This is a genomic window from Paenibacillus sp. JZ16 (genome assembly GCF_015326965.1).
Classification (GTDB): Bacteria; Bacillota; Bacilli; order Paenibacillales; family Paenibacillaceae; genus Paenibacillus_AQ.
Window position 1 is genome coordinate 2,026,150 of sequence record NZ_CP017659.1, and the last position, 14,740, is coordinate 2,040,889.

16 protein-coding genes and 1 riboswitch are annotated in these 14,740 nt (G+C 49.1%); of the genes, 4 read left to right on the forward strand and 12 right to left on the reverse strand.

Going from position 1 to position 14,740, the window contains the following annotated elements:
• Nucleotides 1-162: 162 nt before the first annotated feature.
• Genes BJP58_RS09070 through BJP58_RS09080 form a run of 3 tightly spaced genes read right to left on the reverse strand, consistent with a single transcriptional unit; the run spans nt 163 to nt 2,808 of the window.
• The gene (locus BJP58_RS09070; RefSeq protein WP_076325073.1) at nt 163-921 is read right to left on the reverse strand and encodes an iron ABC transporter ATP-binding protein; all 759 of its coding nucleotides are present in this window, start codon (nt 919-921) and stop codon (nt 163-165) included.
• The gene (locus BJP58_RS09075) at nt 918-1,865 is read right to left on the reverse strand and encodes an iron chelate uptake ABC transporter family permease subunit (RefSeq protein WP_071219986.1); all 948 of its coding nucleotides are present in this window, start codon (nt 1,863-1,865) and stop codon (nt 918-920) included. Before BJP58_RS09075 ends, BJP58_RS09070 begins: the two co-directional genes overlap by 4 nt.
• On the reverse strand, nt 1,855-2,808 hold the full coding sequence (locus tag BJP58_RS09080) for an ABC transporter permease (RefSeq protein ID WP_071219984.1): 954 nt from the start codon (nt 2,806-2,808) through the stop codon (nt 1,855-1,857). Before BJP58_RS09080 ends, BJP58_RS09075 begins: the two co-directional genes overlap by 11 nt.
• Before the next feature lie 531 nt (nt 2,809-3,339).
• Between BJP58_RS09080 and BJP58_RS09085 the strand changes: the two genes are divergently transcribed.
• Nucleotides 3,340-3,942, forward strand: coding sequence for a nitroreductase family protein (locus tag BJP58_RS09085; RefSeq protein WP_194543645.1), 603 nt, complete (start codon nt 3,340-3,342; stop codon nt 3,940-3,942).
• A 185-nt stretch (nt 3,943-4,127) separates the two neighbouring features.
• Nucleotides 4,128-4,230, forward strand: a riboswitch (TPP riboswitch).
• A gap of 84 nt (nt 4,231-4,314) precedes the next feature.
• Complete coding sequence (locus BJP58_RS09090; protein WP_194543646.1) at nt 4,315-4,920, forward strand: YkoF family thiamine/hydroxymethylpyrimidine-binding protein; 606 nt, start codon at nt 4,315-4,317, stop codon at nt 4,918-4,920.
• A 72-nt stretch (nt 4,921-4,992) separates the two neighbouring features.
• Here the strand turns inward: BJP58_RS09090 and BJP58_RS09095 are convergent, their stop codons facing one another.
• Nucleotides 4,993-5,091: a YjcZ family sporulation protein gene (locus tag BJP58_RS09095; protein WP_194543647.1), complete on the reverse strand. Its 99-nt coding sequence runs from the start codon at nt 5,089-5,091 to the stop codon at nt 4,993-4,995.
• A 117-nt stretch (nt 5,092-5,208) separates the two neighbouring features.
• Complete coding sequence (locus tag BJP58_RS09100; protein ID WP_194543648.1) at nt 5,209-5,907, reverse strand: nucleotidyltransferase domain-containing protein; 699 nt, start codon at nt 5,905-5,907, stop codon at nt 5,209-5,211.
• Nucleotides 5,908-6,066: 159 nt separating this feature from the next.
• Between BJP58_RS09100 and BJP58_RS09105 the strand changes: the two genes are divergently transcribed.
• Together BJP58_RS09105 and BJP58_RS09110 are read left to right on the forward strand one after the other, a co-directional pair.
• Complete coding sequence (locus BJP58_RS09105; protein ID WP_233355013.1) at nt 6,067-6,774, forward strand: class I SAM-dependent methyltransferase; 708 nt, start codon at nt 6,067-6,069, stop codon at nt 6,772-6,774.
• A 184-nt stretch (nt 6,775-6,958) separates the two neighbouring features.
• Nucleotides 6,959-8,209 carry a methyl-accepting chemotaxis protein gene (locus BJP58_RS09110; protein WP_194543650.1) on the forward strand — a complete coding sequence of 417 codons (1,251 nt, stop codon included), beginning with the start codon at nt 6,959-6,961 and terminating at the stop codon, nt 8,207-8,209.
• Nucleotides 8,210-8,408: 199 nt separating this feature from the next.
• On the opposite strand, the gene BJP58_RS09115 is transcribed toward BJP58_RS09110, so the two are convergent.
• The 7 genes from BJP58_RS09115 to BJP58_RS09145 form a co-directional block, all read right to left on the reverse strand.
• The gene (locus BJP58_RS09115) at nt 8,409-8,969 is read right to left on the reverse strand and encodes a histidine phosphatase family protein (RefSeq protein ID WP_194543651.1); all 561 of its coding nucleotides are present in this window, start codon (nt 8,967-8,969) and stop codon (nt 8,409-8,411) included.
• The gene (locus tag BJP58_RS09120; RefSeq protein ID WP_194543652.1) at nt 8,966-9,430 is read right to left on the reverse strand and encodes an NUDIX hydrolase; all 465 of its coding nucleotides are present in this window, start codon (nt 9,428-9,430) and stop codon (nt 8,966-8,968) included. Before BJP58_RS09120 ends, BJP58_RS09115 begins: the two co-directional genes overlap by 4 nt.
• 2 nt (nt 9,431-9,432) lie before the next feature.
• A complete protein-coding gene (locus BJP58_RS09125; RefSeq protein WP_194543653.1) occupies nt 9,433-10,140 on the reverse strand; it encodes a class I SAM-dependent methyltransferase in 708 nt (235 codons plus the stop codon).
• A gap of 107 nt (nt 10,141-10,247) precedes the next feature.
• Nucleotides 10,248-10,796: a nucleotidyltransferase family protein gene (locus BJP58_RS09130; protein ID WP_194543654.1), complete on the reverse strand. Its 549-nt coding sequence runs from the start codon at nt 10,794-10,796 to the stop codon at nt 10,248-10,250.
• Between the two features lie 415 nt (nt 10,797-11,211).
• Entirely contained in the window at nt 11,212-11,397 is a 186-nt protein-coding gene (locus tag BJP58_RS09135) for a hypothetical protein (RefSeq protein WP_074961828.1), read from the reverse strand.
• Between the two features lie 245 nt (nt 11,398-11,642).
• Nucleotides 11,643-12,554 (reverse strand): ribokinase, encoded by a 912-nt coding sequence (rbsK, locus tag BJP58_RS09140; protein ID WP_194544879.1) that lies wholly within the window; start codon nt 12,552-12,554, stop codon nt 11,643-11,645.
• A 22-nt stretch (nt 12,555-12,576) separates the two neighbouring features.
• Entirely contained in the window at nt 12,577-14,697 is a 2,121-nt protein-coding gene (locus BJP58_RS09145; RefSeq protein ID WP_194543655.1) for an ADP-ribosylglycohydrolase family protein, read from the reverse strand.
• Nucleotides 14,698-14,740 lie beyond the last annotated feature (43 nt).

Below are 14,740 nucleotides of genomic sequence, written 5' to 3' on the forward strand. Positions count from 1 at the left end.
AATTCAACATATATTTGAATCTATGGTTGAATATGTAATTCAATAAGAACAGATTAAATCATGCCGTCCTATATCCAAGGCAGCCCTGTCCTTGTATTGGATAAGAATTCCGTGCTGTTATCTTCCAGAATCCTTATCCTCCACTCTCTCATATCATGTCACTTAGCCGTAGTATACGCACACCCGATTGTCATTAATCTCTTCGATCTCAATGTCCATGTCATAGATTCCGCGAAGCACATTGCTCTGAATGATATTCTCGGTCTTCCCTTCGCTTTCAATGGCTCCATCCTTCAATGCCACGATGTAATCCGAATAGAACGAAGCGAAATTGATGTCATGAATAACAATGACAATCGTCTTGTTCAGATCAGCGACAAGCTTTCTGAGAATCTTCATAATCTGTACGGAGTGTTTCATGTCCAGATTGTTTAGTGGCTCATCCAACAGGATATACTCAGTATTCTGGGCGATGACCATCGCTATGTAAGCACGCTGGGTCTGGCCGCCGCTGAGCTGATGAAGATATTTATGCTGCATATCCCCAAGCTCCATATAAGAGATAGCCTCATCTACGTATTTCTCGTCTTCCGCGTTCAATCTACCCTGAGAGTAAGGAAAACGACCAAAGGATACAAGCTCACGCACCGTCAGACGGAGGCTGATATGGTTGGATTGTTTCAGAATCGAAACCTTCTTCGCCAGATCGCCGCTCTTCCATTGGCTAACCTCTTTACCGTCCACCGTAATTTGTCCGCTGTCCTTGCCTGTTAATCTGCTAATCATGGACAGCAACGTACTCTTGCCGGCACCGTTCGGACCGATAAAGGAAGTGATTTGACCTTTCGGGATCGTAACGGACACGTTATCAACGACTTTTTTGCCGCCATAGACTTTCGATACGTTCGTAACCTGGATCATGCTTTACTCTCCTTTAGTAGCAGGTATATGAAGTAGACACCGCCGATGAAGTTGATAATGACGCTGAGCGTTGTAGAGAACGTGAACACCCGCTCTACAACCAATTGACCGCCGACCAGCGCAATAATGCTAATCAGTATGGATGCTGCTATTAAATATGAATGCCTGTATGTCTTCATCACTTCGTAGGCAACATTGACCACCAGGAGCCCGAGGAATGTAATCGGACCTACCAAAGCGGTAGCCACCGAGATCAGAACGGCAACCACAATCAGAAGCCGCTTCACTACATAATCATAATTCACGCCGAGGTTGATCGCCTGCTCACGACCTAGTGCCAGCACGTTCAGGTACTTGGCAAATCGGGCAAAGTACAGCAAGGTCAGCGCTACGACAATGACGGAAAGGACCAGAAGCTCGGTCTTCACATTGTTAAAGCTGGCAAACATTTTGTCGGCTACAAACTGGAACTCGTTCGGGTCAATCAGCACTTCCATAAAGGAAGACATGCTGGAGAACAGGGTTCCGAAGATCATGCCAATCAGCAGCAGGAAGTAAATGTTATTCCCTTCCCTTTTGAACAGAATCTTATATAAGACTCCGGCAAACAGGATCATCGCGCCGACGTTGATCAGAAAGTTAACGTTGCTGCCCAGTTTGTACAGCGTGAAGGATCCGAAGACAAAGATGACGGTGGTCTGGATCAGTATATATAAGGAATCTAATCCCATAACGCTAGGCGTCAGTATCCGGTTATTCGTGACCGTTTGAAACACCGTGGTAGACAGAGCAATCGCTCCGCCGGTCAGAATAATGGCAAGCACCTTCTTGATTCTCCTCGGAAGCGCGTAATCCCAATTGCCGCCAAGATCAATGAACAGAAAGACTGCCACCAGGATGATTGCCGCTGCGGCCAACAGGCCGAGTTTGGCTTTATAAGTCATAAGCCTTTCTCCTCATCAGTAAGAAAATGAATATACCGCTTCCGAGTACGCCCACGGTTAGACTAATCGGAATTTCATAGGGATAAATAATGATCCGGCCCAGGATGTCACAGAACAGTACGAAACCGGCCCCCAGCAGCGCGGTATGCGAAAGGCTTTTTTTCAAATGGTCTCCTAAGTACAAACTAACAATATTAGGTATGATCAGACCAAGAAACGGAATCACGCCGACCGTCAGCACGACGGAAGCCGTAACCAGCGCCACGATGACCAGTCCCAGATTCACAACTCTCCGGTAGTGAAGGCCCAGGTTGGTAGCAAACTCCTCTCCCATTCCGGCCACCGTAAACTTGTTGGCGAACAGATACGCCAGAATCACAAGCGGGATACTAAGATAGAGCATTTCATACTGGCCCTTCATGATCATGGAAAAATCACCCTGGAGCCATGCGGACATATTCTGAATAAGATCATATTTGTATGCAAAGAAGGTGGCGATCGAACTGACGATATTACCGAACATCAGCCCTACGAGCGGGATGAAGATCGCATCCTTGAACTTAATCCGATCCAGTATCTTCATGAAGATAAAGGTTCCTGCCAGAGCGAATACAAATGCCACAAGCATTTTGATAAGCGGTCCGCTTGTCGTGAAGACAAGCATGGCTACCAATATCCCCAGTCTGGCAGAGTCCATCGTACCTGCCGTGGTGGGCGATACGAACTTATTGCGGCTGAGCTGCTGCATGATCAATCCGCAGATGCTCATGCTGACACCCGCCAATATGAGACTGACAAGCCTAGGAATCCGGCTGACAAGCATAATATGCTGTTGTTGTTCTGTCATCGAGAACAATTGCAGTGGCGAGATATCCTTAACTCCAATAAATAATGAGATTATCGAGAGTACCACAACGGCTGCAAATAAGTATCTAATCTTCATGGCTCTTCCTTCTATGCGTATGTCTCTAAATACCCGGGATCATGCAATTTTCGTCACTATTCTCATTGAGATTGATTATCAATCGCGTTCTGATATGCATTATATCATCCTCATTCTGGCTCGACAAGTATAATTGAGAATCAAAATCAATTAAATTGTTCATACAAGTATATTTTGTTCATGAATTGTTCATAATATGAAGTTAGGTGGAGACATAGCTTTTATCCTCAGGACAGAATCACACTTTGGTTAAGTCCCCCTTTAATGCAGCTTCTGCAATGATGAGACTTCTCTAAAAACGACTGTTTCAATTCTTATTAAATGGATAAGAAAAATTATATAAAGTCGTTGACAATTCCTCTAAGTTATATTAATATCCTAACAGAATTATTATTTCTAACTAAACGTAAGTTAGTGTGGAATAATAATTGGTTTTATGGCTAATAACGTAAAATGCATATTTGCTTGTAGTAAGGGACATCTTCTAATCAGGCGTATGCAAATTCGATTACACCAGGAGGTTTTTTTTCAATGTCTAAAGATTTTTCAGCTGCACTCAAAAATCGCCGTTCTTATTACGGGATTAGCAAAGAATCCGTTATCTCGGACGAGCGTATTCAGGAAATCGTAAACGAAGCGGTTAAGTATACTCCGTCTTCTTTCAACTCCCAAAGTGCACGCGTCGTTGTATTGCTTGGCGAACAGCACGATAAACTGTGGAACATCACGGAAGGCATCCTGAAGGAAGTTGTTGGCGATGAAGAAGCATTCAAATCCACTGCCGACAAAATGGCTTCATTCCGCGCTGGTTACGGTACGGTACTGTTCTTCGAGGACAATAACGTCATTGCCGGGCTGCAACAAAGCTTTGCCGCTTATGCCGACAATTTCCCGGTTTGGTCCAACCAATCCAACGGCATGCTGCAATTTGTAGTATGGACATCCCTTGAAGCAGAAGGTCTGGGCGCATCCCTGCAGCACTACAACCCGCTGATCGACGAAAAAGTAAAAGCCGAATGGAACGTCCCGGAAAGCTGGAAGCTGATTGCTCAAATGCCTTTCGGTAAGCCGGTTGCTGAACCAGGCGAAAAAGAATTTGCACCGCTTGAAGATCGCGTGAAAGTATATAACTAATCAAACAGATGAAAAAAGCCGCCTCCCTAAGTTCCTGCAAATGGGACAGGCGGTTTTTTTTATAATGGGCAAAGATTGAAAAACCGATGGCAAAACGATACAATTACACAGGTAAGAACCCTCGAACTTCTACGATAACATGAAGCTCCGGGGCAAATCTTGCGGTAACCAACTACATAAGATGTTGGCTGTACTAGGGGTGCCATGTGCTGAGAGACGGCGGGCTGCCGTTAACCCTTATCACCCGATCTAGGTCATACTAGCGTGGGGAAGTGTAGCATTTATGTTTATTTCTTTTCGTAGGCATAACTGCACCTTCTTCATGGGGTGCGGTTTTTTTGCGTGGACTTATATAATGGGGAGGAAATGAAAATGAATGAGCTTGTTTGCGGAACCAGCCGGATCGTCGGATGCCGGTTCTCGGTATTTCCCATGACAGACCGGTTTGTGGAGGTCATCCTGGGCGCTCTGCAATCTGTGGATGCGGGAAAGGTGTGGATTCAGACAGACGATGTGAGCACTTGTATTCGTGGACGTGCAGAGCATGTCTTTGATGTTACAAGAGCGATATTCGCCCATGCTGCGGCGAGTGGCGTGCACACTGTTTTTAATGGCACTTATTCCATTGGCTGCCCCGGAGATACGGACGCCGATGTATATATGACTGAGGATTCAACCCGCTTGAACAACGACATCGGAGAACATGCCGATATGGAGACTGCCTGCCAATTCGCTCTTTACCCCATGGGTACGGACAACTACATGGATGTCATCTACGGTGAAGTAAATCGTGCGAAGGCAGCCGGTACGTTCGCCGGAAGCGTTCATTACGCCAGCCGGTTGGACGGATCCTTATCCCGGGTGTTCGGGTCTCTTGAAGAGGCGTTTTTGTATGCGATCCAATCCGACAGCAGCCATCTGGTCATGACTGCAGTGGTGTCCGCTCACAGCCCCTCGGTTAAAGCCGCATCGAATTGAGTTCGATTGAGGCAGACAAAAGCCCGGCATGCGCCGGGCTTTTCTGTCACTACTGCCAAGAATCTTGACGGTTTAAACCCAAGCACTCAAGATGATTACGAGCAGGATAAAGAGAACCAAAATAATTCCTACTGAATTGCCATATTCACCGCCGCCATATACTCCGCTCATGAAGATCCCCTCCTGGATTTAAAGTATGCCGTGATGTAATCACACTATTATAGTATTTACCGCGCCTTGCTAGCGTCACGGCTAATGTACCTCTCTTTATCTATTGGCATCGATATTTTATTCCTCATAACCGATGAGAAGTTTCCCTCCGTACGGACGGAGCATTTCCTCGGTAAATGCCATTAGAACAGAAGGATCATCTTGGCGATACATCGCCGCGAGCGCTGTTTCCAATCGCTCTCCTAAAATTGTGTCAAAGCGGTTAAACAGGCGGAACAGCGTTTTCCCTTCACCCGTCCACTCCCGGTTCACCCTAAGTACAAAATCACAGAGAATCGCGGCTATTTTGTGCACCGTAAACCATTTTTCACCATCGCTTCGGGGACTCTTCAAGTCCAGCATGTACTCGGTTAGCACATAACGGTAGTCGTTAATATCGGTTATCGTCAAGGGCAGAGGTCCGTAATCCAAATCGCTTTGGGCTTCCGTCCGCACCTCTTCCCCCTCGGGCATAAGGCGCAACACCGTCCCTTCTGCGATCATCCGCTGAAATGACGGATTCGCCGCGATCACTCCCTCGTCAAAATATTCGCGATAGGAGGATAAAGACAATATAAAGATTTCCGCGATCCATCCATGCGCCTCTATCGTCCTCCTGCTGAAATCATGACCCTCTCGTTCAAGGACCATAATGTCCAAATCGGATTGTTCATTATATTCGCCTCTGCTCGCGCTGCCGCCAAGCACGGCAAGCAAACAGTCGGGATAATCGTGTTGAATGACGCGTTCCGCTGCCTCTACCGGTTCCATCCTCATGACGTTTCCTCCATTATGACTCTGATCCTCCCGAAAAAAGGGCTCAAAATATCTAATTCAGCTAAAACCCTAAACGTACCTGAATCATATGGTAAATAAACGATTACCCTCATGTTGATGACAAGGGAAGAAGGGATAGATGAGATGAACTACATTCATATGCTCTCTAAATTAGGCATGGGCAGTGCCCACCCGGGAGGATTCGAGGCAACCCTCAGAATGCTGAAGAATTATCCCATTCAACCGGGCAGCCGCATTCTGGAGGTGGGGTGCGGAACTGGCAGAACCGCATGCCATCTTTCGGAGATGGGGTATCAAGTGACAGCTATTGATCTGAACGAAAATATGATCAAAAAAGCACGAGCACGAGCCGAAGCGATGGAAATCGACGTGCAGTTCCATCAAGCCGATGTATGCGCATTGCCTTTCGAGGACAATCAATTTGATCTGATCATGGCCGAGTCTGTTACCGTATTTACGGATACTTCGAAGTCGCTGCCCGAATATTACCGCGTTCTGGATCGCGGAGGCGTCCTGCTGGACAGAGAATTACTGCTAGATAAGCCCATGCCGGAAGCAAAGCTTCAGGAACTGCTCGAATTCTTCGGAATACCTAATCTGATGATGAGAGAAGAATGGGAGGAATCCCTCTTGGCTTGCGGGTTTAAACAGGAAGAAATTCTGGAGTACAATCACTTCAATGAGCAGTTAAAGGAAGAGCAGACACGTCATCTGGATACATTTGAACAGCGCGATAAAGGACTCCTGTTCGATGTTGCGCTCTGGGAAACGCTGTTCAAGCATGATCGCATGATTCTGGATAATACCGATTATCTCGCTTCCGCCTTATTCCGGGCAGTAAAATAGAACCTTTTCACATCTGTGCATCAAGTGGGGATTCGCATATTTGCTACGTATCCCCTCTCTTTCCTCATTTTCAGTTCTTTCGACCTAATCCAACACTTTTTGTCAATTCGTTCTATCTAGTTTTGCCCGTCGATGCTATAATCATGGTAAATATATCCTATGTTGTTGAGGAGGACTCATTCTTATGGCATGGTTCAACAGACTCCCTATTTCACGAAAAATTACTGCAGCCTGTTTTCTCATTGCCACTTTGTTTGCGGTTCCAATGCTGCTTGCGTTTATTCTAATGGGTAAAGCAATCATTGGCGTGGTCATCGTGGTGGTACTAACAGGTCTTACTTTTCCTCTTTCTCGTCTTATTGAGAAAACGCTTACTAACTCCTTTGCGGAAATCTCCAGCGTTTCTGCCAAAATCGCTAAAGGCGACTTCACCTTCCAGGTAGAAGAGGTTGGGGGCATGAACGATCTAAGCAGAACATTCAACAGCATGGTGGACAAGCTTCGTAAAATACTGCAGGAAACCTCGGATATTACGCGTCAGGTCATGACCTCAAGCTCCAATATCTCGATTAAAAACCAGGAGCTCATTCAAGTGATGAATCAAGTCTCCTTATCTTCCAATGAGCTGGCCGTCGGGGCTAACGAAATTTCGGAAGACGTAGCCGAAATGACACATTCCATTGGCGAGATCGAGGAGAAGGTCAGCAACTATACGCATTCAACCCAGGAAATGAATACCCGTTCGATCGAAACGCTGGGACTGGTAGAGCAAGGAAGGGACTCCGTCGCCAAGCAGTCCGCAGGAATGCAGCGTAATATTGACGCAACGGCCAAAGTCGCGGAGTCCATTGATGCACTGGCCCGGAGTGCCAGAGGAATTACCCAGATCACGGAGACGATCTCGGAACTTGCCGATCAGACCAACTTGTTATCCTTGAACGCATCCATTGAAGCGGCAAGAGCAGGCGAGCACGGCGCCGGCTTTGCCGTTGTCGCCCAAGAGGTGCGTAAATTGGCCGAAGAATCCACGTCATCAACACGGGAAGTATTCAATCTCGTACGGAGCATCGAATCGGACGTGAAACATGCCACCCAGAACATTAAAATTAATGAAGAGGTCGTCAGGCAGCAAACCGAAATGATCCGTGAAGCTGAGCTGGTGTTCATGGAGATTGTAAACAGTGTGCAGTATATTTCGGAACAGATCGCCGCTTTCTCCAAGGAGAGCGAATCCATGCTCGAAAGTGCGAAGAGCATTTCTTCCGCGATTCAGAATATATCGGCAATCACGCAGCAATCCGCCGCGGGAACGGAGCAGGTGTCGGCATCCATGAATGAAGGCATCTCATCGATCCAGAAGATGGCCGAGGAAGCGGAAGCAATGAATAATGCCGTTTTCCGGCTGCAAAAAACGATCAACATTTTCAAATTTTAAGTAAGGTACACGCTACATAATGTATACGCGCTTTCGAAGCGGCAACGAGCCGAAATGCAAAAAATGGCTGTGCTAGGATAACATCCTGAGCACAGCCATTCTTCATTGGACACATTTTCGAGTATGACGAACCGTCCGTCAAGTGAGCAAACCGTCGTAGGGGGCAGCCCCCTTTTATATCATGCAGCGTACTCCAGCCCTATGGCTCGTTCCATAACCGCGCGATATTCACGAGCCGCCCTTCCTCAAACTCGGCTCGGTAAATATCCGGCAGCGTCGTACCTAGCCAGAAATGATAATCGAATCGTTGATCATAATGCTGCAGCATGAGTGTCATAATGTCGCCGTGGGTGCCAATCACGACAGACTTTCCGATATGTTTATTCAGGATTTCCTTTAGCACCTGGACTGCTCGGCTTTGCGCGCTTTTGCTGGATTCCCCTCCGGGGAAGGAGATAGTTGGATCCTGAAAAAGGATCTTCTTGGCATCGAGGAAGGAATGCCCCTGAAAATCCCCGACCTTCCGTTCCCTTAAGTCCTCTTGCTCCGTAATCGGCAATCCCAAAGCGTCCGCCAATGGTTGAACCGTATCCTTGGCTCGCTTGTAAGGGCTTGATATGATAGCGTCAATCCCTTCTCCCAGGAGCACATCCTTGACTCGAACCGCAGCGAGGGAGCCCTCGGTGGATAATCCCCGCGACCTTTCCTTCCCATGGATAAAGGGAGATTCCGCATGTCTCACAAAATAGAAAGTCGTCATCCTTCAACCTCTGCTTCTTTTGAAGTCTCACCCTTTAATACAGGCTCCATCATCATCTCCACAAACGGTGTTAACGGTAACAACCCCAATGAATCCAAGGGAATCCATTTAGCTCCTAATGAGTCTTGACCGTCTCCGTCCGTTTTGATTACGGCTTTATCATTCAGCAGCTCGACATCATACATGATACCGATGTGATGCAGCTCTTCTATCTGATTCGCTTCATACTGGTATACGATCGTATAGGAGATAGCCGTCCGTATACTGCCCTTTATTGGAGAAAGCCCGGTTTCCTCTATAAATTCGCGCTGCAGCGTATGCTCCGGCTCTTCTCCGAACTCAATGGAGCCGCCCGGTAAATCCCACTTCCCCTTGTGCGGCCCTCTCGCTTTCTGGATCAACAGGATATGATCATGCTGAATTAATACTCCATAAACGCCGAGATGCGTATGTTTCACCACAGTTAACACACTCCTTTTCTTGCAGTGAAGGTGATCCATTGACTTCGAAAAAGTACGTCTCTCCCACCCTTCACTTCTTGAATATCCTGCTGCACCTGACGCCTCGTTAAGATCTCCCATTCCGAATACAGCTCATCGAGGATGGAAAAGGCTCTGTCCGCGGACAGATTCAGCTCGATTAAACCTTCCTCCTCCAGGCCCGTTTCCTGATCGATTTCCTTCACCTCTGTGCTCATCATGATGCAGTGTATGCCCTGGTGCACGGTTCCTGCCTGCATCTGTTCGATCTTGGATGCGAAGGCATCCTCGGAGCTCATATGCTCCAGGCATGAGCATGCAATGACGTAATGATAAGTATCCACGGCAATGTCATAGTGCTCTACGTCTGCCACAATGGCCTCAAGGTTGGAGCTTACGCCATGTAGTACCGCATACTGCCGCAGCTTCTCGACTGCCGATGGCAGCAGATCTACGCAGACGACCTGCCCGTTCGCCGCTTGGATCCGCTGCGCAACCGGGATACTGTTACGCCCGACGCCACAGGCCAGATCCAATACCCGCGTCTCATGAAACGACAATAATTCCAGATGATCGAGGACCGTCTGCACGGGCTTGGCTAACCAGCTCCCAGGCTGAAACAATACGGCTTCCTCGTACAGAGTCTCGTGATACAATCTTTCCTTTTGACGTGCGCGGTTGAATATGTCCATTCGATAGCCCCTTGTTCCGGCCGTTATAAGGCCTACCTATAATTTCAACACGGACAGCCGATTTCCTTGCTCACCGCAGCTCCTGCTAGGATATAGGGTATCCTTATCTAATCATCGCTTATCGTTAGCTGCGGCCACTGATCCTTCCATTGCTTCTTCGCCACCCGATCCAAATAATAGCTCCGCTTATGGAAGTTAGGACTTCTGCGAACCCGAAGCGCAAATAAATCCTCCAATCCGTAAGGACAGCAGAGCTCAAGCGCTCCTTCGATGTTCAACCTTGCTCCGACCGCGGTCGCCGTCTCCGGCCAATAGGTTAACGCTGCATGGGTTGAGTTATAAGGCTCATCTCCATTCTTCACATGCATTCTGGCTTGGTTCTTGACTGACCATTTCGGGTTCGCCGTTGTTGTTCTAAGAAGCTCTTCCAATCGAATATCCCGCGCTTCAGACACATCTTCCGGATCGAAATACACCACATCAATATCCGTATGTCGATCCGTCCCTTCTAACCCATGAAGCAGGTCCCACACATAATTTCGAATGTAGCCCGCAGCAATATAGCATTGCGGCAGTCCTAAGTCGCGAACGCTGCCCAAATCCGTCATCAATTGCTTATGCCGGCTTATGTATTCCTTTAACCGCTCCTCTAACATCCATCCACCTCCAGTAACCTGATGTTATTCGCCGCCCGCTTGTCATTCATTTTCCATAGGTTGTTACATTGGCTAGCCGCAACTTGAATATGAGCGTAACCCTATAATCCTGTATCCGTGAAAAAAAGCATAGACCGCTTCACGAGGAATACGGTCTATGCACGCTCTTTGGTAAAACTATTATATTCCACATAATCCCTGAACGGCAAGACAGGCAGGGATTATAGCCGCAGCGGGTGCCACCCGAGCTGCATGCCGGACAGAAACCTGAGCATGCACACTAACAGCTGCCACTTGAGCCGGTTTGATTGCGGTATGTTCCTGTAAGGGAGCTTAAGAAACCGTATTTCGAGTTATGCGCGAGATTTACAAGATTATCCCATCGTTCGTGCAATCAAGGCCGCTGTTGTGACAACTACACAGCCGCGTCAACCCGCTCCTGCGAAGCGCCGTCACAGCGCTTGCACACTTTCAGGGCAGTCCCGTCCGATTTGGTCCGGGGATACAACAGTTTAGTCCGGGTACTCTTGCACACCGGGCATGTACCGCGGGCGCGAGTTGGTAGGTTCCACAAGGATTTGCCTCTTTTTTGTTTTGCCATGAAGATACCCCATTTCATAGATTCATTATCATCACTCTTACATATATGAAAGGGTTCGGCAGAACATGTCGGGCAGCTCCATTTAGATCTCACATGACATGGTTCACAATCACTGCAGCCTCATCAGGTCCGGAATGAATGGCGGATCGTCGTCATCGTACGCCTATCGCGCATATTTGAAATGCGAGGGGAATATAACAAAAGCGAGAAGGCAACAAAGACGCCCTCTCGCTTTTTGCAACGAATTATTTATTTATAAAAGCCATAATCTCTTCCTTGGACGGTATAGAGGCTTGTGCGCCTGGCCGGGTTACCGTCAGTGCAGCCGCTGCAGTTGCAAACTGAAGGGCCTCTTCCGTCTCCTGTCCCTCCGTGCAAGCCGCCGCATAAGCACCGATGAAGGTATCTCCTGCCGCAGTGGTATCCACGGGTGTGACACGGAAAGCCGGAACGGTGAAACGCTCACCTTTGGCATTCCCATAGAAGCAGCCCTGCTCACCAAGGGTGATAATCACGTTGGAGGTGCCTCTGCCGATGATCGACGCTGCCGCTGCATCCGCTGTAGCAGCGTCCTCCACCTTCAGGCCGCTCACCACTTCCGCTTCGGTCTCGTTCACAATTAATGTATCGATCAGCGGCAGCACGTCATGAGGGACCTCTCGCGCAGGCGCCGGATTCAGCCAGACGCGAACGCCTGCCTTGTTGGCCGAATGGATAACGTACTGCGTCGTCTGCCACGGAATTTCATTCTGCAGCAGCACGGCATATACTCCATCCCATTTCACCACTGCCGCTACGTCTTCTTCAGTCAACTGCCCATTGGCTCCTTCCGACAGCACAATATAATTCTCGCCTTCCTCGTTGACCGTGATGATCGCCATCCCCGAGGTGCCTGTCTTGGAGAGGACGGAAGTAACGCCAACGCCTCGTTCCTCCAAAGAAGCAACCAGGGTCTTCCCAAATGGATCAAGACCAACCGCGCCGACCATGGCACAATCCGCACCTGCCGAGGATGCCGCCACCGCCTGATTCGCCCCTTTCCCCCCAGGAAAAAAAGAGGTGCCTCTGCTATGAATCGTTTCCCCGGGCCGAGGGAACTGCCCTACAGTACTCACAACATCCATATTAATGCTGCCAATGACAACCAGCTTGCGCAAAGATAATCCGCTCCCTTCTCTCTTATACCGACTTCGGCTCTGATGTACGAACACGAACATCCTTGATCTCATTCTCGCCGTCATCCAAGCAGCCAAAGCCGAACATGCCATGTCCATAAGCGGTTTCCTTGCATTCCAGCACATTCTCTCCATTAATATACAAGATGAACCGATCCTTCTCGGACACCAGCTTCAGGCGGTATTCTTGACCCAATGCCCAATCGTATCTTGCAGTAATCAGACGCTTGATCCCGAAATCCTGTTTGATAAACGATACGGAATTGGGCCCGTCGAACCCGGCCAGATAATGACGCATGACGCCCTGCGCTCTTGTAATCAGACAATGGCTGGTGCCGGATATCGGTTTGATGGTCGCTTCAATCTCCATATCTTCAGCATAGTAATTGCCGGAATAGGACGAGGTATCTCCTTGTGATGTACAATGCATCGTTCCATCACGCAGCTCCCATGTTCCTCGATGATGCGAGAATGGCGTGATCGAAGCGAATTCTTTGGCTTGCTTGGCAAAATCGATCGTATAATCCGCAGCTCCCGTGATGCGGAATTGCCCGACGAACAAACTTCCGATGGCACGATTCAATAGCGGCGACGGGCTCTCGAGTATCCAGCCGATCTCATCAATCATGGCACCTTCCGTATCCGGAATGACGAATTGAACAGCGTTCCACTCTCCGCACACGGGAGTAAACGCAGCCATACGCACGTCCTCCTGCGTATAGGTATTGCGTACATACGGAGTCAAGGTAATTGGTTCGCCTTCCCACTGATCCACATAAATGTGGGCGGATACGGTCTGCCCGCTGTAGGCCAGAGGGGCAAAGGTCGGCTTATATTTCTCATCGTTAAACTCCGCCCGGCGATAGAACGGTTTATAGTAGATCTTGCTGCTGTCCCCTTCCACCAGTCTGTCAAAAACCACTTCCAGCGATCCTCTGCTATCATAAACATGTTTCGTCGAATGGCGAACGACCGGCGTTTTGAAGGCATGGCTCGTCCGGAATCCATGCGTAGACCCCGGCAGGTCGAAATCGAAATACACCTCGCCCTGCCTCACCCGACGTGCCAGCTCTTCAGGTGCTTTCTCTCCGTTGAGGCGATAGCCAAGCAGTGCAAGCTCTTTGGCGAATGTCGGAAAATCCACCAAATTCAAATAGCCAGACACGCTGGAAGCCACGATGAAGTCATTGATCGGCTTGCGGTAATGTTCGGGAATACCCGCCAGACCTCTGTAAACACCGAGGATCGTTCCCACGTTGCCTGCATTGCAATCGGTGTCCCAGCCGCACATCGACGCGATCTCAACCGTGCGCGCATAATCTCCCTCGCCATACAGAAGGGCAAGCACGCACACACCCGCATTCGGGATAATATGGCATACGCCCGTATATTTATCGTATCCCCAATGGTCCTCCAAGTACTGGCGGCAAGCGCGGAAATCCGAGGGCTCCTCCAGGTGGAAGTCCATGACGGCGTGGACCACGCGCGCATAGGTGGAATCATCCGGAATCATGCGCAGGCCTTCCGCAATAATCTCATCCATGGACGAAGCATCAAAGGCTTTGGCGATGCAAGCAGCCATGAAGCGGGCACCATACAGCCCGTTGCCGTCGTGGGAGACGCTGGCCGCTTTTTCCGCGTAATCCGCTGCTTTCTCCGCCTGACCCGGGAAAAGCAGGCCCCAGGAATCGATGAAGATCTGGCCGCCGATCTGCTCCGCCATCTCCGTGCCGTTGACCTCGATCGAGCCCGACCGAGGCGCCGGAATGCCTTTGCGCAGATTCACATAGGCGCGGTGCTCGGTGCTGATATCCTCACCGCCCCACCAGAACATGCCGATCCCTTCCCTTGCGTAATTAAGCCATGCTTTGCCCACATCCTCCGGCTCAAGCTCACGATCTGTCGCATCGTCATAGAGCGCGCGGATAAAGAAAACCGGACCGTTGGCGTCATCGTCGGCGGCAAAGGTTGTATACGGCTTCACGTAATCCCGTATATCGCCGTAGACGTCCCGAATGCGTTCATACGTCCAAGCCACCGGTTCGATGGGAGCACCGAGCCTTATGCCAATGTTCATGCCGATGAATCCCGCATATACCGTCTCTACATAATGTTTAGGTATCATTTGCTCTCCCTCCTATTTTAAGCATTTTCTCTATCCGTTGTGG